Here is a 26,128-nt window from a genome sequence, read left to right as displayed (position 1 = left end):
TCAATTTGGACAATGGCTCAAGGACAAGCAGGTCGATCAAATCAGGTCTGCTACCAGCTCTATCTGCGGGACACCAAGAATGACACGGCTGTTTAAAGGGAGGGATGGGCGCAGTGGCCCCTCCCCGTCAATTTGGACAATGGCTCAAGGACAAGCAGGTCGATCAAATCAGGTCTGCTACCAACTCTATCTAAGGGAGGTAAACAATGAAGCGAGTCTTTAATCTGCTGGCGATGGGGCTGGTGCTGTTCTTCTGGTTTGGCGTACTGGTGAGCCTGATTGCTCCGCTACCCGGCAAACTCAACGGCTTTCTGCCGGTCTGCGGCGTGATCGTCGCGCTACTACACTGGCTGCAGGCCAGCATGATCAAGGCGGCTTGCAAACGCTACTTCGCAGTCACAAAAGTCGAGTTTGTCACCGTGCTGATATTTGGCGTGTTTGGCATGGTTGACATTCGGCAACGCCTGCAAGAGATCGTCAACGCCGCCCAGCACGGCAATCTCTCGGAAAAATCATAAAAGAAAAGGGGACGGCGGTAGCCGTCCCCTAGAGTCGTGTCGTTCTGTCCGTAGAACTGCAATGCTCCCTGCAATCCCTGACTTTATCCTAATCCTTTGGAATATCCCCTTTCCAATCCGTTGGCGTGTCCTGCGGCATTCCCAGCCTGGCAATTCATCCTGAACTGCTTCCCTGTCTCCATCCTGGAGGTGTCCATTCCCACATCCTGTGGGGTTCCTTGCGTCTTCCTGACGGATAACCATCCGGGTTATCTCACTTCATCCTGAAGTATTCCTCTCGCATCCGGCAAGGTCCTGTTCATCCTGAAGAACGAGGTTCCGTTCGTTCTGCTCTCATCCCGAGAGTGTCCTGCCGCATCCCGCGGTGTTCCTTTAATTCATCCGTGACGATAATCATCCTGATTATCGAGCTCATCCCGAGGTGTCTCTTGTCCACATCCTGCGGACTATTCCATCTTTATGCGCTGCCCTGCATCCTGCCGAACCAGCTCCGTCCTTGTGAAACCCATACTAAGGAAATGTGCCCCCCGAACAAGGGCCATCCGATGATAAAAATCCGATGCCACTCCCACCAACAAAAAGAAACTTAAAAACTATTCGTTTTATATCAATAGGTTATTTAATTTACCGGAAAAGCTCTATCATTTTGGCATGGCTTCGCGTACGGCTCAAAGCGCCAGCCTCTTACAGTCGCTATGGCAGATCTCTTACACGGGTTTCGCCCCCCAAAGCGGGGCATAAACACGGTTCAATCCTGTCGTTAAGACTTAAAAATAAGTTGAATAACTATGCTTAATAAAACGCAAAAAAAGAGCCGAGACCAGGCTCGACTCTTCAATAATGCCATTTTTAATCAACTCAAGCTGTTGCCCGGATCAAGATAGGCCTTGCGCAGCGATTCCGGTGCCAGCACCTCGAGTTCACCGCCGATGTTGTTCAACCAGCTGCGAAACTCCGGAGTGTCCTGCACTTCTGTCTCCACCACCACGCTGCGCTTGTCATAGCGGGTCATGCGCGGATTGTTGCCGGGGATCTGGTTATCCACCAGCGACTGGCTGTTGGCATCGATCCGGCCGACGAAGCGGATCGGGCCGCTCACATCCTGATAGCCCTGATCGCGGATCAGCTTCTGGATATTGAAATCCTTCGGCTGGGTGGCGCTGAAGTTGGTCAGCTCCACGTTCTTGATATGGTCAAACGGGATGCCGTAGACCTTGGGATCCAGCTCGGACAGGGTGCAGAGCAGGATCGGACCGTCCGGCTGATTGAGAATACCGAGCGGGTTGATACGGTCGTAGCAGAGCCACACAGTGCGCTCTTTGATTACGCGCTGGATCTCGGCACTGAACTTGCGGCCACGCCAGAGCGCATCGCGGATCAGAGTGCTGCGGCGGATCTCCGGGTTGCCGGCAAACGGACGCGGTGACTGGTGGACACTCTCCAGCCAACGTTCGGCCAGTTCACTCTGGCTGTCGCGGATCACCTGGCTCGCCTTGTCGACCAGCGGGTTCAATTCGGTCAGTACACTCGCCGGCAACAGTTGGCTCGCCTGATCACTCCAGGTTTTCAGGGCCACCGCCAGCGAGAGCGGCATGATATTGGCAAAGTCGTTGAGGCCGTGGCGCTCGAAGCACCAGCCATGGGGTTTGCTGCGCTCGTCCGAGGTGAGGTCGAACAATCCCATGCCGGACATCTCCTCCAGGTCCCGTTGCACGGTACGCAGACTGACGTGGATGCCTTCCTCTTCCAGTTTTACCTGGAGTTGGCTGGCGGTCAGCTTGTAAGGGCGGTGCGGGATGCAACGCGCCAAGGTCAGTTGTCGTAACAGCTTCTTGCTCATGGTGCTTGCCTTCACTGGTTTAGCGTTGACTGTATGCTAGTCGTGACTTGCGACAGTCTATGTCGCAAGTTTTGCTGCGACAACTGTCGCCATTTTCATACAAAACACACTAAATGATTGATTTATAAAGACAATACATTCAAAAAAGGAGCCAGCAGAGGCTAAAATTAGCCAAAAAACCTCAAATGAAAGTTCTATTTTGCGATTTATTTCCAGCATAAAATGCCGATTAATCAATTCATCACAGAATATGATTTCAGAGGAGAGCATAACTCTCCCCCTTTGCTCACATCAGCCACGACCAGGCTGACTTGGTGATGGCCGCACCGATCATGTAGCCAAACACCGCCAGTGCCGCCACACCGGCCACCAGCTTCTGACCGCGGGCCGGGCGCTTGAGCGCCATGACACCCAGACCGATATAGAGCACCAGTGCAATCAGCTTGGCCATCAGCCAGGGTTGTTGGCCGGGGCTCAACTGCAAGGCCACCGCCAGCAACACACCAAACAGCAGCAGGAAAGTGTCGTTGATATGCGGCAGGATCTTCAGCCACTTCTGCTGCAACCGATCGCTGCCGGCCAGCGCCAGACTCCAGCGATAGATAAAGAGCAGCAGACTGACCAGCGCCAGCGTCATATGCAGGTGTTTGAACATGGGGTAATAGGCAATCATTTTGCTTCCTTGTCGTCGTCGGGTAGCCCGCTATTCCAGTTGTGGGCATGGATACGCTCCTGCCCCTCCTCGTCGTCTTGCAACAGATCGGAGAGGATCTCCCGGTATTGCAGGCTCTTGTTGATATAAGTGTGTTCGTCGTCCAGATAGTTGACCTGCTCGCGCAACAGCCAGTTATCGTGCTGCTTGAAGGTCTGCCCCGCCCGCCAGGCCTGGTTGGCCCGAAAACCGAGCTGGGTCAGGGCTTCCACCCCCAGATCGACCGCCGAGCCCAGGGTTTCCCGGTGCACGCTCTCGACCCCGTGGCGCAGGATCTCGTGGGCATGGGGTCGATCCAGCGCTCGCGCCAGGATCTTCAGGTGCGGGAAGTGCTTCTGCACCATCTCGATCACCGCCAGCGAGGTAGCCGGATCGTTGATGGAGAGCACCAGCAGCTTCGCCTTGTTCGCCCCTGCGGCATGGAGCAGATCGATCCGGCTGGCATCACCATAGAAGACCTGATAGCCATACTTGCGCAGGGTCTCTATCTGGCTGGCATCCTGCTCGAGGATGGTGGTGCCGATGCCGTGACCGTGCAGTAGACGCCCCACAATCTGACCGAAGCGGCCGAAGCCCGCGATGATCACCGGATGCTCCACCAGCTCAGGTTGCTCATGCTGCGGTGCGTCGCTCTGGTTACGGTAATCGAACCAGGGCTGGATCACCCGATCATTGAGGATCAGCAGCAGCGGGGTGAGCGCCATGGAGAGTGCTACCACCAGCGTCAGCAGCGAGATGGTCTCACCGGGCAGCACCCGGTTCTGGGCGGCAAACGAGAAGAGCACGAAGGCAAACTCACCGCCCTGTGCGAGCGCCAGCGCGAAGGTCCAGCGCTGGCTCGGCGAGATGCGGATAATGAAGCCAAGCGCCATCAACACCAGCCATTTGAGCACCATCAGGCCAACCACCAGTGTTGGTATCAGGAAGGGGTGCTCGGCAAACAGCCCGAAGTCGATCCCCGCCCCCACCGACATAAAAAACAGGCCGAGCAGCAGCCCCTTGAACGGCTCTATGTCCGCCTCCAGCTCATGACGATATTCGCTGTCGGCCAGCACCACACCGGCGAGGAAGGAGCCAAGTGCGGGCGAAAGCCCCACCGATTCCATCAGCACCGCGATAGCGATCACCAGCAACAGAGCTGCGGCAACAAAGATCTCCCGCATGTGGGACTGGGCGATGGCACGGAACACTGGCCGCATTAGGTAGTGGCCACCCAGCACGATACCGGAGATAGCCGCGACTACCAGCAGGCCGTGCTGCCAACCCGCCAGTTCGGAGCCGCCATTACTGGCGACCGGGGCCATGGCCAGCAGCGGCAACAGCGCTAGGATCGGAATGACCGCAATATCCTGAAACAGCAGCACTGCAAAGGCGGAGCGACCGCTCTCGCTCTGCATCAGCTTGCGCTCCTGCAGGCTCTGCAGAACGATGGCGGTAGAGGAGAGCGCCAGAATGAGGCCGATGGCCAGCCCCTGTTGCAGCGGCAGACCGATCAGGTGCGCTACGCCGGTCAGTGCCGCCGTGGTGAGCAGCACCTGCAGGCCGCCGGTGCCGAGGATCGGCCCCTTCAGCTGCCACAAGAGGGCCGGACGCAACTCCAGCCCGACCAGAAACAGCATCAGCACCACGCCAAACTCGGCGAAGTGCATCACATCCTTCTGCTCGCCCACCAGCCCCAACAGGAAGGGGCCTATGATGATCCCTGCCAGCAGGTAACCGAGCACCGAGCCAAGCCCCCAACGCTTGGCGAGCGGCACAGCGATAACAGCAGCCGAAAGATAGATAAATGCATCGAACAGGATCCCGTGGCCCATCAGTCAGCCCTCCGCGTGAACATCTGGTCCGGCTCATAAGCTCGGCCAACAAGCAGCCCCTGTTTCATCAGAGCACCTCCAGCAAGTCGCGTAGATAAGGGCGCCCGGCCAGTTGCTCCGGGGTCAGCAGATCGTCACGCAGGGCGCAAAGCAGCTGGCGATAATCCTGCCCACATCGGCGCAGGGCGGCAGGATCCTTGATCTTGTGAAAGGAGTGCAGCACGAAGGGGGGCAGCCAGTTCATGCCGCACAATCTGGCCGCCTGTTGAAAGGGCAGCAGAAAGTCGAGCAGTGGCCGGCTGTTGTACCCCTCGCAGCAGTAGGAGTCCGGCGCCCCGCCGGTGGTGATGGCGCTCAGCCACTGCTTGCCCTTGAGGGCGTGGGCTTCGGGGCCGTAGGCGTAGCCATACTCCAGCACCAGATCCATCCACTCTTTCATGATGGCGGGGCAGGAGTACCAGTAAAACGGGTGCTGAAAGACGATGATGTCGTGCTCACAGAGCAGCGTTTGCTCCCGCTTCACATCGATAAACATATCGGGATAGTGCTGATAGAGGTCGTGAAGCGTGACACCCTCCAGCCCCTCAATCGCCTGTAACAGCTGCTTGTTGGCCCGCGAGCTCTGCAGCGCGGGATGGGAAAAAATAACCAGAATACGTTTCATGACCACATCACCCGAACAAAGCCTTGCGGTGCAAGACGCGGTAAACAGAAAAGGGGCGCCCAAGGAGCTGCATCGTAAAGGTGCACAGAAGAGCGACCTTATCAGGAAGCACCGTGGCCTGCCAACTCGGGGATCAGCTCCCGCAGCGCCGGAAGTGATCGCCGATGCAGTGCTCTACGCCTGGAACCAGCCTGCCAACGTCTGCGTGCGCGAGATCGTGCTGGCCGCCACCCGTCAGCAATCATGAACCCATCCAGCACCACTCAGAGGACTTGACCCTCCCCCGGGGCACAGGGTTACCATATGCCCCTTGTTATTTTCGAGTCATTCCATGATTTTCACCCGTTGCCAACTCGCTCACGCCCGTCGCTGGCTCCCCTTGTGGAGTCTGGTGCTGGTGTTGATGTCGTTTGGCAGCCGGGCCGCAACCGACCTCTGTACCCTGACCACCCACTGCAGCCAGAGTGAGCGTACCTTGGAAAAAGCGATGCCCTGCGGCAGCTTTACCACCGCCCTCTCGATGACACTGGTAGGCAGCGACAGCCTGACGGTCGCCGTACTGGAACCGGATAGTCCCGACTTCGCCTCCCCCTCTCTCTTTATGCCAGACGCCCCGTGCGAACAGCTCGAACGTCCCCCACGCACCCGGATCTGAAACGCATCCCGTATCGGGCATCTTTTCTTTAAATCTGAGGTGAGTGATGTACAAACCCCTGTTACTGGCCATGCTGGCCGGTACCGTCAGCTTTTCGGCCCTCGCGGCCGAGAAGATGACCGTCTACAAATCCAAATATTGTGGCTGCTGCCAAAGCTGGAACGAGCACATGGAGCAGAATGGCTTCGAGCTGGACGTCATCGAAACCGAACAGCTCGGCGCTGTGAAGCAGCAATACGGTATCGCGCCGGAACTGGCTTCCTGCCATACCGGTATCGTAAATGGCTATGTGATCGAGGGGCATGTACCGGCCGCCGATGTGCAGAAGCTGCTCAGGGAAAAACCGGCGATCCGTGGCCTGACCATTCCGGGCATGCCCCAGAGTGCGCCGGGCATGGATATTCCGGGCCAGCCCTATGAGGTACTGAGTATCAGCAACGAGGGCGCGACCAACCGCTGGTCGAGCTACCCCGGCTGACGAAAACTGGCCATGAGAGGGCACTCCCATATCATGTGAGGCACACCTGAGCGGACTCTTGCCGCTCATGGCCAGAAAGAGGGCCGCTATCGCGAGATAGCGGCTTTTTTTGATTACATTTCCTGCAATAACAAGGGATTGCTTGCAACCACCGGCAACAAGGGGCAGATTTAACACCAATTCATGGAGCCGATGCTCAGGTTTACCAACCCTTTCCAGCGCCAAGGATGCGACATGTTTACCTTTTCCCGAGGAGTTCTGCTGCTAGCCTTTCTGACAGTTCTCCCCCCCCACTTATGCCAATGAAGAGCCCGCCATGCTGACAAGCGTACATCCAATCCAGCCGCCCGTGGCCGCCAAACATCCCCGCACCCTGAAAAAACACGAGGATACCCGCATCGACAACTACTACTGGCTGCGCGATGACCAGCGTCAGGCGCCGGAAGTATTGCAATACCTCGAGGCCGAGAACGCCTACACCGAAGCCATGCTCAAGCCGACCCAACCCCTGCGCGAGCAACTCTACAAGGAGATGGTGGCCCGCATCCCCCAGCAGGATGAGTCGGTTCCCTATGTGAAGAATGGCTACCGCTACCAGACCCGTTATGAACCGGGCAAGGAGTACGCCATCTACTCCCGCACCAGGCTGGGAGAGGAGCAGGCAAACCTGCTGCTCGACAGCAACCTGCGGGCCGAGGGGCACGAGTTCTATGCTCTCGGCACCCTTGAGGTGAGCCGCAACAACCGCTGGCTGGCGGTGGCGGAAGATTTCCTCTCCCGCCGTCAGTACCAGATCCAGTTCCTCGATCTGGAGAGCGGCCAGTGGGCCACCGACAAACTGGAAAATACCTCTGGCAATCTGGTATGGGCCAACGACAACAAGACCGTCTTCTATGTGCGCAAGCACCCGCAAACCCTGCTTCCCTATCAGGTCTACCGCCACACGCTCGGTACAGATCCGGCCACGGACAAGCTGATTTACGAGGAGAAGGATGACTCCTTCTACATCAGCCTCTACGCCACCACCTCGGAAGATTTCATCGTCATCGCCCTCTCCAGCACCACCACCGGCGAAGCGCGGCTGATCAATGCCAACCGGCCGGAGCACGCCCCCCGCCTGTTCCTGTCCCGTCAGGTGGAGCACGAATACAGCCTGGATCACTACCGCGGCCGCTTCTATGTCCGATCCAACAAGGATGGCAAAAACTTCGGCCTCTACGAGACCAAAGAGAGCCCGGTCGATCGCTGGAAGGCGGTGATTGCCCCCAATCCGGAGGTACTGCTGGAGAGCTACGCCCTGTTCAAGGATTGGCTGGTATTGGAAGAGCGCAACAAGGGGCTGACCCGACTGCGCCAGATCAACTGGCAGAGCGGTGACGAAAAGGAGATCGCCTTCGACGATCCCGCTTATGTCACCTGGCTCGCCTACAACCCGGAGCCGGATACCAGCGCCCTGCGCTATGGCTACTCCTCCATGACCACCCCCGCCTCCACCTATGAGTTGGATATGGCGAGCGGCAAGCGCACCCTGCTCAAGCAGCAGCCGGTGGCAGGCTTCAAGGCCGACCAGTACGCCAGCGAGCGGCTCTGGGTGACCGCCCGCGACGGCGTATCGGTGCCGGTGTCGCTGGTCTATCGCAAGGACAAGTTCAAGAAAGGTCTCGCCGATGCGCCCAAGAATCCGTTGCTGGTCTATGGCTACGGATCCTACGGCGCCAGCATGGATCCCGACTTCAGCAGCTCGCGCCTGAGCCTGCTGGACAGAGGCTTCGTCTATGCCATCGCCCATATCCGGGGTGGCGAAGAGCTGGGCCGTCACTGGTACGAAGATGGCAAGTTGCTGAAAAAGCAGAACACCTTCAATGACTTTATCGATGTCACCAAGGCGCTGGTTGAGCAAGGCTACGGTGCCAGGGATCAGGTCTACGCCATGGGCGGCAGCGCCGGCGGCCTGCTGATGGGGGCCGTCATCAATCAGGCGCCCGAACTCTATCGCGGCGTGGTGGCGCAGGTGCCCTTCGTCGATGTGGTCACCACCATGCTGGACGAGTCGATTCCCCTCACCACCGGGGAGTATGACGAGTGGGGCAACCCGAACCAGAAGCGCTATTACGACTACATGAAGAGCTACAGCCCCTACGATCAGGTGAAGGCGCAAGCCTATCCCAACCTGCTGGTCACCACCGGACTGCACGACTCGCAAGTGCAGTATTGGGAGCCCGCCAAGTGGGTCGCCAAGCTGCGCGAGCTGAAGACGGATGATAACAAGTTGTTACTGAACACCGACCTGGACGCCGGCCACGGCGGCAAGTCGGGCCGCTTCAAAGCCTACGAGGATATCGCGCTGGAATACGCCTTTATCCTGGATCTGGCCACCCCGGCCAACTGATCTCTCATGACTCCGGCCCTTGTCACTCAAGGGCCGCATAAGACTCCCTCCATAATTCTCCCACCCTGACCGACAATTAATCCACGCTCAAGAAATTAATGATCGACATCAAACTTTTCGATATTTAACGCTGCCATTTTGCCGTTTTGTTTGATTTGTGTTGGTGTGGTGTGCTTAATCGAAGTCGTTATCGCTTTTTATTTGGCCCCTCCGGGGCCAAATTATCTTCTGCTGGCAGGACGCCGGTGATCTCACCGCAGGATGAGGGTGACTTTTTTTGGGAGGGGGTAACAGCCCGACCTTTCCTCGTACGAGGCCCTATCGGCAAGCCCGGCGCAGAACGGGATTGCCATCAATTTATCCGGGGATCGGATAAACAAAATCAAAGAAAAGGGAGAAAAAATGAAAGGATTAACTTTAGCATGCGCCCTGTCGGCGGCTCTGGTCGGTGTCTCATTCGGTGGTCCGGTACAAGCGCAGGAGCGCTTCGTGACCATAGGCACCGGCGGTCAGACCGGCGTCTACTATGTCGCTGGCCAGTCCATCTGCCGCTTCCTCAATCGCGGCGCCGCCGATCACCAGATCAAGTGCAACGCCCCGGCCAGTGGCGGCGGTGTTGCCAACGTCAACGGCATCCGCAGCGGTGAATTCAACTTCGGCATCATGCAATCCGACCACCAGTTCAAGGCGATGAAGGGGCTGCCGCCGTTCCAGGCCGAAGGGGCCATGGACGATATGCGCGCCGTCTTCTCCCTGCAGAGCGAGGTGTTCACCATCCTGGCTCGCCGCGATGCCAAGATCGCCAGCTTTGACGACCTGAAAGGCAAGCGCGTCAACATCGGCAACCCGGGCTCCGGCCAGCGTGACACCATGGAAGAGATCATGGCGGTCAAAGGCTGGAAGAAGGGTGACTTCGGTCTGGTCTCCGAGCTGAAACCGGCCGAACAGGCCTCCGCTCTCGGTGACAACAATATCGACGCCATGAGCTACTTCGTTGGTCACCCGAACGGCGCCATTCAGGAAGCCTCCACCACCACAGATGCAGTACTGGTCCCTGTGACCGGCGCCGACATCGACAAGCTGCTGGCCGAGAAGAGCTACTACAGCAAAGCCGAGATCCCGGGCGGCATCTACAAGGGCAGCGACAAGCCGACCCCCTCCATCGGTGGCAAAGCGGTGCTCTCCACCAGCGCCAAAACCGATCCGGAAGTGGTCTATCAGCTGGTCAAGTCGGTGTTCGACAACCTGGATCGCTTCAAGCGCCTGCACCCTGCCTTTGCCGACCTGAAAGAGGCCGACATGATCAAGGTGGGTCTCTCTGCACCGCTGCATGAAGGGGCTGCCCGCTACTACAAAGAGCGCGGCTGGCTCTGATTGAAGGCCACGGGGCCTTTGTCACTCTCTTCGACACCCGTCTGCCGCCTGATTGCGGGGGCGGGTGTCGCTCTTGTTGTAATCGTTGGCACAAGTTAACCCTATGCAAGATAAACAACTCTCTACCGAGGAACTGATCGCCCAGGATGTGGGCGCTCGCCTGCCGCTGGGCATCATGGGCTGGCTCATCACCGCGTTGGCGCTGGCCTGGTCCCTGTTCCAGCTCTGGATCGCCTCGCCACTCCCCTTCATGGTGGGGTTTGGCGTACTCAATGACACCGAAACCCGCTCCATTCACCTCACCTTTGCCCTGTTGTTGGCCTTCCTGGTATTTCCGGCATTTCGCTCCTCGCCCCGGGATCGGGTGCCCTTTGGCGATATCGCCCTTGGCCTGATTGCGGCGGGTGCTGCCTCCTACCTGTTCGTCATGTACGAGGCGCTGGCCCTGCGGCCGGGTACCCTGACGACCACTGATCTGGTGACCGCCTGTATCGGCATCCCGCTGCTGCTGGAAGCAGCACGCCGCGCCCTGGGGCCGGCACTGGCGGTCATCGCCATCGTCTTTCTGATCTACAGTCTGGCGGGCCCCTGGATGCCGGGACTGCTGGCACACCGCGGAGTAAGCTTTACCGCACTGGCCAACCACCAGTGGATCACCACCGAAGGGGTGTTCGGCATCGCCCTTGGCGTCTCCACCAGCTTCGTGTTCCTGTTCGTGCTGTTTGGCGCCTTGCTGGAGCGTGCCGGTGCCGGTCACTACTTTATCCAGCTCGCCTTCAGCCTGCTCGGTCACCTGCGCGGCGGCCCGGCCAAGGCGGCAGTGGTCGCCTCCGGCCTGACCGGCCTGATTTCCGGCTCGTCGATTGCCAACGTGGTGACCACCGGCACCTTCACCATCCCGATGATGAAGAAGGTGGGCTTCAGTTCAGAGAAAGCGGGGGCGGTGGAAGTGGCCTCCTCGGTCAACGGCCAGATCATGCCGCCGGTGATGGGGGCTGCGGCTTTCCTGATGGTCGAATACGTGGGCATCCCCTATGTGGAGATCATCAAGCACGCCTTCCTGCCTGCCACCATCTCCTACATAGCGCTGCTCTACATCGTCCATCTGGAGGCGCTGAAACTGGGCATGCAGCCCATCGGCAACCATCAACCCAAACCCTGGCTGCGTCGCCTGACCGGCTTTGCCTTTGGTGCGGCCCTCATCAGCGGCCTGTCACTGGCGGTCTACTATGGCCTCGGCTGGCTCAAACCTGCACTGGGTGACTACGCTCTGCCGGGGATCTCGGTACTGCTGGCTGCCACCTATGTGGCCCTGTTGAAGATCGCCGCCAGCAATGAACCGCTGCCCGCCGAAGATCCCGACAAGCCGCTCACCGAGTTGCCCGACACCCGCGCCGTGCTGCTCTCCGGCCTGCACTTCCTGCTGCCGGTGGTAGTACTGGTATGGTGCCTGATGGTGGAGCGCCTCTCGCCGGGGCTGTCGGCCTTCTGGGGTACCGTGATGCTGGTGATCATCCTGCTGACCCAGCGCCCGCTGCTCAACTGGCTGCGCAAGGACGGCAAGCACGACTACGGCACCGTCGCTGACGGCGTGGTGGATCTGCGGGAAGGGCTGGTCGCCGGTGCCCGCAACATGATCGGTATCGGCATTGCCACCGCCACCGCGGGGATTATCGTGGGTGCGGTCTCCCAGACCGGGGTCGGTCTGGTGCTGGCTGATCTGGTGGAGTTCCTCTCCATGGGTAACCTGCTGCTGATGCTGCTGCTCACCGCCCTGCTGAGCCTGATCCTCGGCATGGGGCTGCCCACCACTGCCAACTACATCGTCGTCTCCAGCCTGCTGGCGCCAGTGGTGGTAACGCTGGGGCAGCAAAACGGGCTGATCGTGCCGCTGATCGCGGTGCACCTGTTCGTCTTCTACTTCGGCATCATGGCGGATGTGACGCCGCCGGTGGGGCTGGCCTCCTTCGCGGCAGCGGCTGTCTCCAAGGGCGATCCCATCAAGACCGGGATCACCGCCTTCTACTACAGCCTGCGTACCGCGGCGCTGCCGTTCCTGTTTATCTTCAACACCGATCTGCTGCTGATCGACGTGGACTTCGCCCACGGCGTGCTGATCTTCATCGTGGCGACCATCGCCATGCTGATCTTCGCCGCCGCCACTCAGGGCTGGTTCCTGGTGAAGAGCCGCTGGTACGAGAGCGTGCTGCTGTTGCTGGTCGCCTTTACCCTGTTCCGCCCGGGTTTCTGGATGGACATGGTGCACGACCCCTATCGCGAGACCCCGCCTGCCCAGCTGGCCCAAACCATGGGTGAAGTGGAGGAGGAGAGTACCCTGCGGCTGCGGATCCTCGGTGAAGATGCGGTGGGCAAGCCACGCAAGTTCACCCTGCTGGTCGCCGTACCGGATGGGGCAAATGGCGAAGAGCGGCTGGCCAATCTGGGGCTCAGCCTCTATGAGCAGGATGGCAAGACGCTGATCGATAACGTCGCCTTTGGCAGCCCGGCCGCCACCATGGGGCTGGAGTTCGATCAGGAGATCCTCACCGTCAAGGCGCCGACCGAGCGCTGGACCAAGGAGTGGATGTGGATCCCGGGCTTCCTGCTGTTCGGGGTGATCGTCTGGCTGCAGCGTCGCCGCAGCGTCAAGGCCGGTTAATCCACCAGGCAGATGAGACCGAGGGCCGCTATTGCGGCCCTCTTTTTATTGCCTTGCCCTCTGCGGCTCTTGCGATGAGCAACAGTCATGGAAAAGGTAAACGGTGGCGAGCGGCCAAAAAAGTGGGGTGACATGTCCATGTCACCCCCTCGCAAATAGCATGTTCCATATTGGAGTCCGGCCACGCCAGGTCTCTGTTTCACTTTCCGATAGTTCGCGACCCATCTTAAGTGCGCGCCAATTGCAGCAATGCAATCGACCAGCTACCCGTTACAACCTTCGTCCACACGGCAGACAAGCCGCCGTGTTTGTCCTTGCAACTGAAATATTACGCATAAAAACAAAATAAAAAACGTCTTTATGCTCATTCCATTCACATTAGAGTACAAAAAACAGCCTTATCATCACCACTAAATGGTTATAAAACAGCAAGATAAATTCATGCATGGTTATTCACCCGCAAAGGGCATCAGCAATGGCTTACAAGGCTTTGCGAGATCTCGCACAAAAAATGGCCGCCTCACAGCCAACGCCGCAGTGGCAACCAGTCGCTCAGGCGGGCTATCAGCCGCCTTGACCATCCTTCGGGTTTGCGCGGCAATCCACCGGCCTGCTCCTGCCAGCGAGCCAGCCACATTCGCAGCGCCTCGCAGATCGGCGGACAGTGCAGATGCAGCATCAGCTCGGTATTGAGAAACAGCGAGCGGGGATCGAGGTTGAGGCTGCCAAAAAGCGCCCGCTCCTCTCCCAGCAGGATCAGCTTGGCGTGCAGGCTGCCGTGGCCATGGTCAAACTCGGCGACCCGGATCCCGCGCCGCAACAACCAGCCGAGATAACGCTGATAGGCACCATAGACCAGTGGCACATCGGTGCTGGCCAGCGAGTTGGTGAGAATGTCGATGGCGACCCCCTGCTGGCGCAGCCGTGCCAGGCGGTGCCGGAACCCGCGGGTCAGAATGAGGTAAGGGGTCACCAACCCCAGTGAGCCGGGATTGTCAGCCAGCTGGCGCCAGAGCTGACGGGCGGTGGTGGGACGGGAGATTAGCCCCTTGCCGGGACGGTCGAACCACACCTCGGCCCGCCCTTCATGCCACAGCAGCGGTACATCGCTCTCGTCAAACAGCGCTGCGGGCAGATCGTAGACCGTCGCTACCGCCGGATCCGTCATGGTGAACAGGAAGTCGTTGACCACCTCTATTTCGGCGGGCAGCAGCTCGCGGCGCAGCAGATGGCGGATGGGGTGACTCCAGCGGCTGTGCCAGAACTGCTCGAACCCCTGCGCCATCTGCTGGCACAGCCCCCCCTGACAGGCGAGATCGAGATCCACGAAGGGGGCTTGCGGATCCATACCGAAGTAGCGATCGCCGATGTTGCGCCCGCCGATCAGCGCCAACTTGCCATCCACCAGCAGCAGTTTGTTGTGCATCCGGTGGTTGATGCGGCGAAAGCTGAGCAGCCCCTCCAGCAACAGTGCCAGCGGGCGCCAGCCCCGCAGCCAGAAGGGGTTGAACAGCCGCACCTCGATCCCCGGGTAGTGAGCCACCATCTCCAGAAAGCGGTTGTCACCGGCATAGAGATCATCCACCAGCAGCTGCACCTTGACGCCACGCCGGGCAGCGTGGAGCAGCTCGCTCAGCAGCAGCTTGCCGCTGCTGTCCTCTTCCCAACTGTAGTACTGCGCCTGGATCCGCTCACGGGCATGGCGGATCCAGTGGCAGCGCACCTTGAGCGCCAACCGGGGATCATCGATCAGAGCAAAGGATCCGGGGATCATGGTGTCATCCTGCTGTCATGGCCGGGTGTCATAACGCTGGCGAGCCTCTTCACATATTCAAAAGGAGTTGCTGATGGAACTGCATGATACCCCGATGTTGCGCTATCTGGGCCAGCTCAGCCAGCCAGATCTCATCCCGGCCACCGGCCCCGCCCACTGGTTTTTGCAACACAGGGACGGTGGCTGGCAATTGCCAACCGTGCAGGCGACCCTGCCGCTCAACCGGCTCAGGGCTGAGCCGCTTCGATAGCGGCAGCCTTGCCCTCGATCTGGGGCAGGCTGAAACGATAGGCTACGTAGTACTTGTAGATGGTACCGACATAGTTGATCGGCCCCTGTCCGACTTCGTTGGCCACTAACTGATCCACGTTGCCGAACCAGACATTGGGATCAAGCCCCAATTTCTCCGCCTTGCCTCGCAGCGCCTGCACCCGGTTCGGCCCGGCGTTGTAGGCGGCGAGGGCAAACAGGTGGCGGTTGAGCCGATCCAGCTTGGGATCATTGAAGTAGGTATCGAGGATCAACCGCATGTAGCGGCAGGCGGCCTCCACATTGCCTTCAAGGGTGGTCAGCCTGGCGCCGTTGATGCCGACCTCCCGCCCCGTACTGGGCAGCAGTTGCATGAGGCCCACGGCCCCCTTGTGCGAACGCACCTTGGGATTGAGGCCGGACTCCTTGTAGCCGAGTGCCGCCAGCATCAGCCAGTCGAGATCGTATTGATTGGCGTACTTCTCCAGCACCTTGCGAATGGTCGCGAGGCGACCCATGGGGTCCGGTGCCAGGATATTGCTCATCTGATCGCTGTGAACCAGCAACCGGCGCAGGGTCATGTCGCTGTAGAGGCTGTTGCGGCTGACGCTCGCCAGATAGCCATTGACCGCCTTGAGCAGCTCTGGACTGTTCTTGCGTAGCGCCCAGGCGCTGGTGCCGTTGCTGCGCAGGGGGATCAGCTTGTGAGCCTTGAGGCCGGAGATCATGCCACCCAGCCAGATCCGCCCCTTGTAGCTGTCGGTCACCGTCAGGGGAATAATGCCAGCGGCCACCATCTCCAGCAGATCGCCATCCTGCAGGTATTCGGGCACCGTTTCGATATAGACGGGGGGCAGCCCCAGCTCGCGAAACAGCCAGTTGAGCTGGCGCAGACTCTCGTAGTAGCTGGAGCTGGCGCGCACCCAGACCCGCCTGCCGGAGAGCTGGGTAATACGGCTGAAGGCGGGCAGGCTCTGCTGGCTCACCACCCACTCCTCTATGGAAGAGATGAGCGGCCGAGAGAAGGCCACCTGTTCACGCCGGGTCGGGGTCACCGTCATGGTTGCCGCCACCAGATCGCCGCGCCCCTCGGTCAGATAGTCCAGCAGCTTGTCCTGACGCACCGGGATGTAGACCACCTTGAGTTTGACCTTCTCTTTGGCGAGATAGGTCTTGTTCAGCCAGCGTTCGAACCCTTGCAGCTGATTGACCAGAATGCCGTACTGGGCGCCGCGATCGAGAAAATAGAAGCCGCGCTCATAGACCACCAGAGCCCTGAGTTCGCGCTTTTGCAGAATGCTTTCGAGATCCCCGGGTTGGGGCAGACGCTGTGGCTTGAGTTCAGCCGCGAGCAGGGGAAAACAGCAGAGGGCCAGCAGAGCCCAAATCCAGCGTCGCATCACGATGGCTGCCCCTGTGCTGAGGTCACGTCTGCTACCTGTTGGCAGCACGGATCACGATAGAGGGTGGGATTGGGGGCAGAGATCCATCGCTGGGTCATGATGTTTACGCCTTCCGTTGGCCGACTCGCGCCGGGCAAAAACGTCTGTGGGATAGAGTAACTATAGAACGCCGACCCACAGCAGAAGGGTCAACACGGCAGGCAAACCTGCCGCGTTATCAAACCACTCAGATAGAGCGGGCCCGCATTTCGAAAATCAGTTTTTCGGCGGTACAGCTGAATTGCAGGCGGGCTTTCAGGATCACGCCATTGGCGCCCTGAGTCAGTTCGCTGCTCACTTGAGCTTCGGCAGTGACCTGCTTGGCCAGTGCTTCATAGGCAGCCAGCTTGGCGCGGGCATCAGCCTCGGCCGCGGCTTCAATCACCAGATCCATCACATCGTCGCCTTCGCCGATGATGGTGCCGATCTCGGCAAAACAGCCGCAGCTGTCACAGGTTTCATTCAGTTCAACTTTCTCGTCTACAGACATTTTCTACTCCTACTGCTTATTTCGGATGATTTGCATCGTCACGCATCGCCTTGCGAAAATCTTTGATGGCTGTCCCCAGATCCTCACCTGCACCGGCAAGACGCTTGCTGCCGAAGACCAGCACGACCACCAGCAAGAGGATCAACATATGCCAGATATGAATTCCACCGAGCCCCATAGGGATACTCCCTCACAAAGAGATATCTGTTACTTGTATCAAAATAGAGCGCAGGGATTGTTGGGCAAAATCAAGGCAGGTGCAAGTGAGCAAATAAATCATAGCCAAAAAATAGGGCGACCCAAAGGTCGCCATATTGATTGTGCTACATGTCCCCTCAACCGCTACATCCTGTACCAGTGGTTCATGCGAACCTGAGACCATTTGAGGATAAGATCGCCAAGATATGAAAACAAATGGTATAAATTCATCTTAGAATTGAAGAGGATTCATATCATGCTGCTGGAACAACTGGGTCGCATCGACCTCAATTTGCTGATTATCCTGCAGGTGCTGCTGGAGGAGCGCAACGGCAGCAAGGCGGCACGCCGCCTTCATCTGAGCCAGTCCGCGGTCAGTAAAGCCCTCGGCCGTCTGCGCGATACCTTCAGCGATCCCCTCTTTATCCGCTCTGCCTACGGGCTGGAACCCACCGGCCGCGCCCTTGCGCTGCAACAACAGTTACAGCCCATCCTGCTGTCGCTGGATAACCTGATCCAGCCGCCCGAGTTCGACCCCGCCAGCTCGGAGCGAGAGTTCGTCATCGCCAGCATGGACAGCGCCTTCACCCTGTTTGCCCCGCTCTACCTGAGCGAGCTAAAGCGGCAGGCACCAAGGATCCGCTTGCGTTACGAGGAGTGGACCGAAAACAGTCTGACCGAGATGAGTCAGGGACAGGTGGACATCGCCTTCGCGGTGCGGGAGAACTGCATCAGCTCCGATTATCGGCTCGATACCCTGCCCGACAGCATCTGTCAGCGAGTGCTGGCGGTCGATGATCTCACCTGTCTGGTGCAGCAGCACCACCCCGCGCTGCGAGAGCCCAACTGGAAGCTGGAGCACTACCTCAGCTATCCCCATGTGCAGACATATTGCGAGGGGCGAGACCGCTGGATGCTGGATCACAAGCTGGCGGAGCAGGATCTCTACCGGCGTATCGAGGCAACCGTGCCCTCCTTCGAGGCGGCGCTGCGGATGGGGATGCACTCCGACATGATAGTGACCCTCTCCAGGCTCTACGCCCGCCACGCTACCCAGGTCTATCCGCTGTTGCAGCTGCCGCTGCCCATCGGACTGGACAGCATCTCCCACCTGCTCATCTGGCATCAGCGTCACAGCGAGGATCCGGGCCACCGCTGGCTGCGGGAATTGCTGCTCTCCCTCATCATGAGCAAACTGGAACCCGCAGCGACCACTCACGGGTGATGACACGTCCTCTCGGCAGCAAAAAGAACGGGGCTCTGCGTAGCCCCGTTTCATTTATTTCGGCATGCAAACCGGTCAGCCCTGACCGGTCACCGCCAGATAGTGATGTACGCCATCAAGCAGCATCTGCACCGAGATCATCACCAGCAGCATGCCCATCAGCCGTTCCACCGCAGTGAGTCCCCGCTCACCCAGCAGCTTGTTGAATACCTCGTAGAACATCAGGATCACCGCGCTGGCAGCCCAGGCCAGAAAGAGTGCCAGCGACCAGTCCACCATCCGGGCAGGTTCCTGATTGGCAAGCAGCATCAACGATGCGAGGATCGACGGGCCGGCAATCATCGGGATCGCCATCGGTACCAGGAAGGGCTCCTCGCCCGCCGCCAGCCCGGTCACACCTCCTTCACTCGGGAAGATCATCTTGATGGCGATCAGGAACAGGATGATACCCCCCGCAATGCTGACCGCCTCCTGCCGCAGGTTGAGGAAGCCGAGGATCTGCTGACCGACGAACAGGAACAGCATCATGATGGCCAGCGAGAAGAGCAGCTCGCGCACCATCACCTTGCGACGTCGCTTGGGATCGATATGACGCAGGATAGAGAGGAAGACCGGCAGGTTGCCCAGCGGGTCCATGATCAGAAACAGCATGACTGCGGCAGAAAAAGTATCCATACAACGCCCTGAATAGGGAAAAGAGAGGGGGCGAAATATAGCAAAGGGCGAAGAATTGAGCGAGCGCCATGATGCGCTCGCAGCGGGATTAACCGTGGTTGCAGATCTTGTCGGCGCGGGTCTGGAAGCCCTCGGCCGAGTCGATGAATTTGCCGCGAGCAGCCAGAAAGTCGATCAGCGCTTCCGCATCCATCTCGCTGGCGCTGCAGGTATGAAAACGGGCTTCGGCACCGAACCGCTCGGCCATCGCCTGTTTCAGGCTGGCACGGGTAAATTGCCCCCCTTGCGCCAGCATCATCTCCATCACTTCGTGACCATGAACCGATTGCGACATCTCTCACCTCAATAATGAACATATTTAATGCCAATTAAATATCTCCCCGCCCGGAGGGATCTTGATATAGGCCAATAAAGTGTGCATTAACTGGGCAGGGGAGTGGTCACCGCTACCGCTTTGTCGATAATGTGGCAACCCGCATCAGGGATCGCTACACTGGCGCCCCTTTTTGGCCATCGCAGACAATGTATAAGGATATTGGCGTCATGCTGTTCCATGGAGAGGCTCTCAAGCCCTGGCAGATCTGGACCCGGCGACCACTCTGGCTCAAGACCCTGATCGGCATGCTGACCGGGGTGGGTCTGGGCGTCGGTTTTGAACAGCAAGCCCTGCTGCTCAAGCCCCTTGGCGTCCTGTTCGTCAACACCATCCAGATGCTGATGGTGCCCCTCATTTTCTGCTCGGTCATCGCCGGCCTCACCTCGCTGCTCAAGGGCCAGGCACTCGATCGTATCGGTATCAAGGCAAGCTGCCTCTACCTCTGCTCCACCGCCATCGCTATCTGCATCGGCCTGATGATGGGCTGGCTGCTGGAACCCGGTATGGGCGCCGACATGGGCCCCTATGAGCGGATCGGCATGTCGGAACCACCCACCCTGGCCAGCGTGCTGAGCCATCTGGTGCCGAGCAACCCGGTACAGGCGATGGTGGATGGCAAGATCCTGCAAGTGATCGTCTTTGCGGTGGCGCTGGCGGTCGCCCTCAACGCCAGCGGTCGCCGTGGCCGTCCCGCCATTCTCTTCTTCACCTCGCTGGCCGAGGGGATGTTCAAACTGACCCAGATGGTGATGGCGCTCGCCCCTTACGGTGTCTGCGCCCTGATGGCCTGGATGACCGGCAAGTACGGTCTCGACCTGCTGCTGCCGCTGCTCAAGGTGATCGGCGCCGTCTACCTCGGCTGTCTGCTGCACGTGCTCGGGGTCTACAGCACCCTGCTGCTCCTGCTGGCACGGCTCAATCCGCTGCACTACTTCAAGAGCATCGTTGATGCACAGGCGGTTGCGTTTACCAGCAGTTCCAGCAACTCCACCCTGCCCATCAGTCTGGCCTGCGCCGAGAAGCGACTGGGCGTCTCTCCCGCCATCACCGCCAAGGTGCTGCCCATCGGCGCCACCATCAACATGGATGGCACCGCCCTCTATCAGGGAGTGACTGCGCTGTTCGTGGCTCAGGCATTCGGGGTGGATCTGCACATGGTCGATTACCTGACCATCATCAGCATCGCCACCCTGGCCAGTATCGGCACCGCAGGCACCCCGGGCACCGGGCTGATGCTGCTGACCCTGACCCTGACTGCGGTGGGCTTGCCGCTGGAAGGGGTGGCACTGATTGCAGGCATTGACCGGATCCTCGACATGGCGCGCACCACGGTCAATGTATCGGGGGATATTCTGGTGTCAGTGCTGATCGCCCGCAGCGAAAACGAGCTGGATCTGGCGACCTATCACGATGCCAGCGCAGGGGAAGATATCGAGTTCCCGCCGCGCTAGCGGAAGAGAGATCAGCTGTCGTGAGGATCGTGATGACAGCGCCAGCAGACGTCGAAGTTGGCGCCGTTCTCTTCCCCGCACTGGCCGCACAGCCAGCCGTTACCCTGACGCTGCTGGTAACGCTCGATGACCCGTCCTGCCTTGCTGCGATCCTCGGCCCGCACCATCAGGGTCACCTGCAACAGGTCGACCGGCAGTTCGCCAAGGGCGCCTGACAGCCCCTCGCCATTGAGGTGCACCAGCACCCCTTCCGCCTCCAGCGCCCCTTTCAACGCGTGCGCCTCCAGGGTGTGTGAGGCGCGATAGAGATTGATCCAGTTATCCATAGCTCCCCCTTACAACAACTTGCCGATGCCAAACTCGGCGCCGTTCTCAATCATGAAATCGATGAATGCCCGCAACTTGCGCGGCATCAATTGCCGCTCTGGAAAAAGCAAATAAATCGGTACCCTGGGTTGCTGCCACTCTGGCAGCAGGATCACCAGCTCGCCGCTGGCCAGCTCATCCTGACAGAGCATAGCGGGTAACGAGGCCAACCCCAGCCCCGCCTTCGCCGCCTCCCGGGCACAGGTAATATTATTGACCCGAAAACGGGATGGGGGGTCAACCAGCACCTCCTCTCCATCCCGTTCGAAGCACCAGCGAGAGGCGAGAAACCCGCTGCTCACCGTCACCCGCTCGTGGTTGGCCAGATTCTCCGGCCGAGCGATGACCGGACTACGGGCCAGATAGTCCGGGCTGGCACAGAGCAGCCGTCCGGTGCTCCAGAGTCGCCGTGCAGCCAGATTGGAGTCGCTCATGTCGCCAATCCGCACCACCGCATCCAGCCCTTCGCTGATGGGATCTACCACCCGGTTGGTCAGCTCCAGCTCCACCTGCAGGGCGGGATAGGCCTGCAAAAACTTGGCGACCAAGCGCCCGACCACCAGTTGCCCAGTCTCGATAGGCACCGCCAGTTTGAGGGTGCCAGTCACCTCCTGCTGGCTAACGCTCAGCATCAGCTCGGCTTCGGTCAATGCCTCCACCGCCTTGCTGCAGTGCAGGTAGTACTTCTCCCCCTCCTCGGTCAGCGTGAGCTGACGGGTGGAGCGATAGAGCAGACGCACTCCGAGCCGCAGCTCCAGCTCTGCGATGCGGCGACTGACCATCGCCTTGGTCATCCCCAGCTCACGGGCGGCCCCCGTAAACGAACCCTTATCGACGATACGCACCAGAATTAATGCGGCATTGAGATCCATTGTTGCACCAGTGAAACTGTATATCTCGTGAACCAATACTAATCGAAACAGTTGACCAGTGTTAGCCTGCACCCCTTAAGTTCAGGAATCACAAAAATGAGTCAACACAAAAAAATTCCCCTGCTGGCAGCCATGATATTGGCTCTGCTCGGTCTGCTGTTCGCCGGTTACTGGTATCTTCACGGCCGCTATTTTGAAAGCACCGACAACGCCTATCTGCAAAGTGAAGTGACCGGGATCAGCTCCAAGCTGCCCGGCTATATCCGCGAAGTGCTGGTCACCGACAACCAGCCGGTCAAAGCTGGCCAGCTGATCGCCCGTCTCGATGATCGCGAATACAAAACCAGGGTCGCACAGGCCGAAGCAGACCTGCACCTCAATCAGGCGACGGCCGAAAATCTGGCCGCCACGCGCACCCAACAACTGAGCCTGATCCAGCAGGCCGAGGCCAAGGTCGCCTCCGCCAACGCCGAGCAGCTGCGCGCCAGCCAGCAGGTCAACCGGATCAGTCAGCTCAACCAGCGCCACTACAGCTCGCAAGACAGTCTGGACGAGGTGCGTGCCGGCCTGCTGGTCAATCAGGCGCAAGCCCGGGAGGCCAAAGCCGCCCTGCAGGCGGCCCGTGAGCGACTGCTGGTACTGGATGCCGAGCGCAAACAGAATCTGGCCAAGCTGGCATTAAGCGAAGCACAACTGGAGCAGGCCAAGCTGGAGCTCGGCTACACCGAACTGCGGGCACCGGCCGATGGCATCATCGGCAAGCGCAGCCTGCGGGAAGGGATCTACGTCCAGTCCGGCATGCAGGTCGCCAGCTTGGTGCCGCTGCAACAGGTGTGGGTCGAGGCCAACTTCAAGGAGACCCAGCTCGCCCATATGCAGCCGGGCCAGAAGGTCGAAGTGGTACTCGATGCCTACCCGGATCAACCAGTCGAGGGGATCATCGACAGCCTGGCTCCGGCCACCGGCGCCAAATTCGCCCTGCTGCCGCCGGAGAATGCCACCGGCAACTTCACCAAAATCGTGCAGCGGGTGCCGGTCAAGATCCGCATCCCCGAGCCGGGCCTGCTGGCAGGCAAGCTGCTGCCGGGTCTCTCTACCGAAGTGATCGTGGATACCCGCACTCCTGATCCCGTGGTTGCTGCCAACTGATGGAACCCATTCCACGTCGCAACTGGATCGCGGTCATGGGGGGCCTTATCGGCGCCTTTATGGCCATCCTCGATATCCAGATCACCAATGCCTCCCTGAAGGATATTCAGGGAGCCCTGTCGGCCACCCTGAGCGAGAGCTCCTGGATATCCACCTCCTATCTGGTGGCGGAGATGATCGCCATCCCCCTGAGTGGCTGGTTGAGCCAGGGGCTGAGTGTGCGCCGCTACCTGCTCTGGACCACCGGCGCCTTTATCGCCGCCTCCGTGCTCTGCTCGTTCAGCTGGAACCTCACCAGCATGATCGTCTTCCGGGCGCTGCAGGGCTTCACCGGCGGGGCGCTGATCCCGATGGCCTTCTCCCTCATCGTCACCCTGTTGCCGCTGCAGAAACGGGCCACTGGCATGGCGCTGTTTGGCCTCTGCGCCACCTTCGCTCCCGCTATAGGCCCGACCCTCGGCGGCTGGCTCACCGAGCAGATGTCGTGGCACTACATCTTCTATCTCAACGTGCCGCCAGGACTGCTGGTGATGGCCATGCTGGCCCACGGGCTGGATAAAAAACCGGTGGACTGGGCCGTGATCAAGCGGGTCGACCTTATCGGCATCGTCACCATGGCGCTTGGCCTCGGCTTGCTGGAGGTGGTGCTGGAAGAGGGCAACAGGGAGGACTGGTTCGGCTCGACCTTCATCGTGCGCCTGACCATCATCTCGGTCGTCTCGCTGGTCTTTTTCGTCATCAGCCAGCTGATCCGCCGTCACCCGCTGGTCAATCTGCGGCTGCTGTACAACCCGCGCTTTGCCCTCGCCTGTTTTGCCTACCTGATCCTCGGGATGGCCTTGATGGGCTCTATCTATGTGCTGCCGCTCTACATGACCCAGATCCACAACTACAACGCGCTGGAGATCGGCGAGGTACTGATGTGGATGGGGCTGCCGCAACTGCTGGTGCTGCCACTGGTGCCCAAGCTGACCCACAAGATAGACCCGCGCTATCTGGTGAGCTTCGGCTTCCTGATCTTCGCCGTCAGCTGCTTTATGAACGTCAACATGAGTGCCGACTACGCCGGGCCGCAGCTGATCCAGTCGCTTATCGTGCGGGCGCTGGGGCAGCCCTTCATCATGGTGCCGCTCTCCCTGGTCGCCACCGCCAGCCTGAGCCACGACGAGATCCCCTCCTCCTCGACCCTGCTCAACGTGCTGCGCAACCTCGGTGGTGCGTTCGGTATCGCCATCATAGCGACCCTGCTCGACAACGATACCCGCACCCATGTGCTGCAAATTGGCAGCACTCTGGCCGCCAGCAGTATCGAGGGGCAAAACTATCTGCTGCAGCTGGCCCAGAGCATGATGGCGCAGGGCTCAGGCCCCGAGATTGCCCAGCAGCAAGCACGGGCCATGCTGGCCAATACCATCAACCGGGAAGCGGCCATCATGGCCTACAACCAGGTGTTCTACATCATGGGGATCTTCTTGCTGATCGCTAGCGGCCTGATGCTGTTGCTCAAATCCCCCGCCCCGCGGGCAGCGGATGCCGAACCGCTAGAGGCGTGAAAAACCGCCGGGCATAAAACGAAAAACGGGCCAAGGCCCGTTTTTCGTTATCTGTTACCTGCACTCAACCGCATGGTGTTATCCCGCCAGCGACCCCGCAATCAGGAATTGCGCCGCAAAGTAGCTGCTCATCACCCAGGCTCGAGCGTGGGGAAAGGGGCGGCGGAAGCGATCGAGCGCCAGCATGCTGTCGGAGAAGAGGAACATCAGTGCCCCCACCAAAGCGGCGGCCGAACCGGCAGTGAGAGAGGCGTGCCAGGCACCGGCGGCCACCCAGGCCATGCCGATGATCACCAGCATGTAGCAGAAGACCGGGATCCGCATCTCCCCCAGCTTGCCCCACAGCAGGCCAAAGACCATGCCGGCGATCAGCAACAGCAGCAAACCATCCACCAGATTGAGCAACAACGGCCCCTGGGCAAAACCGACGATATAGCAGAGATGCGCGACAAGAAATGCCGCCAACCCCTGAATGAAGCGATCACTTGGCAGCATCAGCAACACATCGCCCGCCAGCGAGAGACAAAGGCCGAGCAGGATCCAGGCGTGGGAACCGTCGTGGTCATAACTCTGGTAGCCGAACGCCAACGCGATGATAAGCAACATGGTCAGTGGCTTGCTGATATAGAACTGGCGGCTGTCTGAACCATAGGCAGCACGGATATGCCACCAACCTGAAGCGATGATCAAGAAACTCAATAACATGCCCTGCTCCTCACCTGTTGCTCGCAGTCATACGGCAACCGTTTTTATCATGGTGTAGGGTAACAAATTCCCTCCCCCAGTGGCAGGGGTGCTGATCAAATGGACAGACTAAGCCTAAAGTCTAATTGCCGCCCCGAGTGGTTCAGGGCATAAGTGACGGGTCTGGAGGATCACCATGGAAGAAGCTATGAAGAATTATCTGCCCGCCATCGATATCATGATGTGCCATCTGGGGATCAGCTTTGAGCAGGCCTGTGAACAACTGGGTCTCAGCCAGCAGGAGCAACAGGCGCTGGATCAGTTGCAGCAACAGCAGAGCCAAGCCAACTAAGCCCTCCCGTTATTGGATATCATGATGCGCCATCCGGGAATCAGCTTTGAGCAGGCCTGCGAACAACTGGGTCTCAGCCAGCAGGAGCAACAGGCACTGGATCAGTTGCAGCAACAGCAGAGCCAAGCCAACTAAGCCCTCCCGTTATTGGATATCATGATGCGCCATC

General features: G+C 59.4%; 24 protein-coding genes and 2 pseudogenes. 13 read left to right on the top strand and 13 right to left on the bottom strand.

Features of this window, described 5'->3' with window-relative positions; translation table 11 throughout:
- The first annotated feature begins 206 nt into the window (after positions 1-206).
- Positions 207-518, top strand: a complete 312-nt coding sequence (locus tag ACRAUW_RS08240; RefSeq protein ID WP_431361891.1) for a DUF1145 domain-containing protein — start codon at positions 207-209, stop codon at positions 516-518.
- An 853-nt stretch (positions 519-1,371) separates the two neighbouring features.
- Here the strand turns inward: ACRAUW_RS08240 and ACRAUW_RS08235 are convergent.
- The 4 genes from ACRAUW_RS08235 to kefF all read right to left on the bottom strand — a co-directional run bounded on the left by ACRAUW_RS08235 (position 1,372) and on the right by kefF (position 5,548).
- Positions 1,372-2,358, bottom strand: a complete 987-nt coding sequence (locus tag ACRAUW_RS08235) for a helix-turn-helix transcriptional regulator (RefSeq protein WP_431361890.1) — start codon at positions 2,356-2,358, stop codon at positions 1,372-1,374.
- Positions 2,359-2,644: 286 nt separating this feature from the next.
- Positions 2,645-3,031 carry a SirB2 family protein gene (locus tag ACRAUW_RS08230; RefSeq protein WP_231720659.1) on the bottom strand — a complete coding sequence of 129 codons (387 nt, stop codon included), beginning with the start codon at positions 3,029-3,031 and terminating at the stop codon, positions 2,645-2,647.
- Positions 3,028-4,884, bottom strand: coding sequence for a monovalent cation:proton antiporter-2 (CPA2) family protein (locus ACRAUW_RS08225; RefSeq protein ID WP_431361889.1), 1,857 nt, complete (start codon positions 4,882-4,884; stop codon positions 3,028-3,030). Before ACRAUW_RS08225 ends, ACRAUW_RS08230 begins: the two co-directional genes overlap by 4 nt.
- A 67-nt stretch (positions 4,885-4,951) precedes the next feature.
- Complete coding sequence (gene kefF / locus ACRAUW_RS08220; protein ID WP_431361888.1) at positions 4,952-5,548, bottom strand: glutathione-regulated potassium-efflux system oxidoreductase KefF; 597 nt, start codon at positions 5,546-5,548, stop codon at positions 4,952-4,954.
- A gap of 145 nt (positions 5,549-5,693) precedes the next feature.
- On the opposite strand from kefF, the pseudogene ACRAUW_RS08215 reads away from it, so the two are divergent.
- The 6 genes and pseudogenes from ACRAUW_RS08215 to ACRAUW_RS08190 all read left to right on the top strand — a co-directional run.
- Positions 5,694-5,795, top strand: a pseudogene (locus tag ACRAUW_RS08215) (oxidoreductase); the annotation flags it as partial.
- An 84-nt stretch (positions 5,796-5,879) separates the two neighbouring features.
- Positions 5,880-6,203 (top strand): hypothetical protein, encoded by a 324-nt coding sequence (locus tag ACRAUW_RS08210; protein WP_431361887.1) that lies wholly within the window; start codon positions 5,880-5,882, stop codon positions 6,201-6,203.
- 46 nt (positions 6,204-6,249) lie between these two features.
- Positions 6,250-6,681 carry a DUF411 domain-containing protein gene (locus tag ACRAUW_RS08205; protein ID WP_431361886.1) on the top strand — a complete coding sequence of 144 codons (432 nt, stop codon included), beginning with the start codon at positions 6,250-6,252 and terminating at the stop codon, positions 6,679-6,681.
- Between the two features lie 234 nt (positions 6,682-6,915).
- Positions 6,916-9,070 (top strand): annotated as a pseudogene (locus ACRAUW_RS08200) (S9 family peptidase).
- A 402-nt stretch (positions 9,071-9,472) separates the two neighbouring features.
- Positions 9,473-10,444 (top strand): TAXI family TRAP transporter solute-binding subunit, encoded by a 972-nt coding sequence (locus ACRAUW_RS08195; protein WP_005339950.1) that lies wholly within the window; start codon positions 9,473-9,475, stop codon positions 10,442-10,444.
- Between the two features lie 103 nt (positions 10,445-10,547).
- On the top strand, positions 10,548-13,103 hold the full coding sequence (locus tag ACRAUW_RS08190) for a TRAP transporter permease (protein WP_431361885.1): 2,556 nt from the start codon (positions 10,548-10,550) through the stop codon (positions 13,101-13,103).
- A gap of 520 nt (positions 13,104-13,623) precedes the next feature.
- Here the strand turns inward: ACRAUW_RS08190 and ACRAUW_RS08185 are convergent.
- Positions 13,624-14,877 (bottom strand): phospholipase D-like domain-containing protein, encoded by a 1,254-nt coding sequence (locus ACRAUW_RS08185; protein WP_431361884.1) that lies wholly within the window; start codon positions 14,875-14,877, stop codon positions 13,624-13,626.
- Between the two features lie 73 nt (positions 14,878-14,950).
- On the opposite strand from ACRAUW_RS08185, the gene ACRAUW_RS08180 reads away from it, so the two are divergent.
- Positions 14,951-15,127, top strand: a complete 177-nt coding sequence (locus ACRAUW_RS08180) for a hypothetical protein (protein ID WP_431361883.1) — start codon at positions 14,951-14,953, stop codon at positions 15,125-15,127.
- Here the strand turns inward: ACRAUW_RS08180 and ACRAUW_RS08175 are convergent.
- From ACRAUW_RS08175 to tatA, 3 genes are all read right to left on the bottom strand, one after another.
- Positions 15,105-16,526 carry a transglycosylase SLT domain-containing protein gene (locus tag ACRAUW_RS08175; protein ID WP_431361882.1) on the bottom strand — a complete coding sequence of 474 codons (1,422 nt, stop codon included), beginning with the start codon at positions 16,524-16,526 and terminating at the stop codon, positions 15,105-15,107. The two genes, ACRAUW_RS08180 and ACRAUW_RS08175, sit on opposite strands and share 23 nt — an antisense overlap.
- Before the next feature lie 229 nt (positions 16,527-16,755).
- Positions 16,756-17,058, bottom strand: coding sequence for a YfcZ/YiiS family protein (locus tag ACRAUW_RS08170; protein ID WP_431361881.1), 303 nt, complete (start codon positions 17,056-17,058; stop codon positions 16,756-16,758).
- A 16-nt stretch (positions 17,059-17,074) separates the two neighbouring features.
- The gene (tatA, locus tag ACRAUW_RS08165) at positions 17,075-17,236 is read right to left on the bottom strand and encodes a twin-arginine translocase TatA/TatE family subunit (protein ID WP_042057064.1); all 162 of its coding nucleotides are present in this window, start codon (positions 17,234-17,236) and stop codon (positions 17,075-17,077) included.
- A gap of 276 nt (positions 17,237-17,512) precedes the next feature.
- Between tatA and ACRAUW_RS08160 the strand changes: the two genes are divergently transcribed.
- The gene (locus ACRAUW_RS08160) at positions 17,513-18,481 is read left to right on the top strand and encodes a LysR family transcriptional regulator (RefSeq protein ID WP_431361880.1); all 969 of its coding nucleotides are present in this window, start codon (positions 17,513-17,515) and stop codon (positions 18,479-18,481) included.
- A gap of 75 nt (positions 18,482-18,556) precedes the next feature.
- Here ACRAUW_RS08160 and ACRAUW_RS08155 read toward each other — a convergent pair whose 3' ends face one another.
- Positions 18,557-19,156, bottom strand: a complete 600-nt coding sequence (locus ACRAUW_RS08155) for a YhgN family NAAT transporter (protein ID WP_058056278.1) — start codon at positions 19,154-19,156, stop codon at positions 18,557-18,559.
- A gap of 88 nt (positions 19,157-19,244) precedes the next feature.
- A complete protein-coding gene (locus ACRAUW_RS08150) occupies positions 19,245-19,490 on the bottom strand; it encodes a YecH family metal-binding protein (protein WP_005357633.1) in 246 nt (81 codons plus the stop codon).
- Between the two features lie 209 nt (positions 19,491-19,699).
- Between ACRAUW_RS08150 and ACRAUW_RS08145 the strand changes: the two genes are divergently transcribed.
- Positions 19,700-20,983 (top strand): dicarboxylate/amino acid:cation symporter, encoded by a 1,284-nt coding sequence (locus ACRAUW_RS08145; RefSeq protein ID WP_431361879.1) that lies wholly within the window; start codon positions 19,700-19,702, stop codon positions 20,981-20,983.
- Between the two features lie 11 nt (positions 20,984-20,994).
- Here the strand turns inward: ACRAUW_RS08145 and ACRAUW_RS08140 are convergent, their stop codons facing one another.
- Positions 20,995-21,309 (bottom strand): DUF2007 domain-containing protein, encoded by a 315-nt coding sequence (locus tag ACRAUW_RS08140; protein WP_431361878.1) that lies wholly within the window; start codon positions 21,307-21,309, stop codon positions 20,995-20,997.
- Between the two features lie 9 nt (positions 21,310-21,318).
- On the bottom strand, positions 21,319-22,221 hold the full coding sequence (locus tag ACRAUW_RS08135) for a LysR substrate-binding domain-containing protein (RefSeq protein ID WP_431361877.1): 903 nt from the start codon (positions 22,219-22,221) through the stop codon (positions 21,319-21,321).
- 96 nt (positions 22,222-22,317) lie between these two features.
- On the opposite strand from ACRAUW_RS08135, the gene ACRAUW_RS08130 reads away from it, so the two are divergent.
- Together ACRAUW_RS08130 and ACRAUW_RS08125 are read left to right on the top strand one after the other, a co-directional pair.
- The gene (locus ACRAUW_RS08130) at positions 22,318-23,370 is read left to right on the top strand and encodes an HlyD family secretion protein (protein WP_431361876.1); all 1,053 of its coding nucleotides are present in this window, start codon (positions 22,318-22,320) and stop codon (positions 23,368-23,370) included.
- Positions 23,370-24,923 carry a DHA2 family efflux MFS transporter permease subunit gene (locus ACRAUW_RS08125; protein ID WP_431361875.1) on the top strand — a complete coding sequence of 518 codons (1,554 nt, stop codon included), beginning with the start codon at positions 23,370-23,372 and terminating at the stop codon, positions 24,921-24,923. The genes ACRAUW_RS08130 and ACRAUW_RS08125 overlap by 1 nt, the downstream gene beginning before the upstream one ends.
- A 78-nt stretch (positions 24,924-25,001) precedes the next feature.
- Here ACRAUW_RS08125 and ACRAUW_RS08120 read toward each other — a convergent pair whose 3' ends face one another.
- Complete coding sequence (locus tag ACRAUW_RS08120) at positions 25,002-25,628, bottom strand: lysoplasmalogenase (protein WP_005348507.1); 627 nt, start codon at positions 25,626-25,628, stop codon at positions 25,002-25,004.
- Positions 25,629-25,803: 175 nt separating this feature from the next.
- Between ACRAUW_RS08120 and ACRAUW_RS08115 the strand changes: the two genes are divergently transcribed.
- Positions 25,804-25,959 carry a hypothetical protein gene (locus ACRAUW_RS08115; RefSeq protein WP_005348505.1) on the top strand — a complete coding sequence of 52 codons (156 nt, stop codon included), beginning with the start codon at positions 25,804-25,806 and terminating at the stop codon, positions 25,957-25,959.
- Positions 25,960-26,128: the final 169 nt, after the last annotated feature.

This window comes from Aeromonas sp. (genome assembly GCF_050633025.1).
GTDB lineage: Bacteria > Pseudomonadota > Gammaproteobacteria > Enterobacterales > Aeromonadaceae > Aeromonas.
Note: the sequence above shows the minus strand (reverse complement) of the source record. Positions and strands in the feature narration are given on the sequence as shown.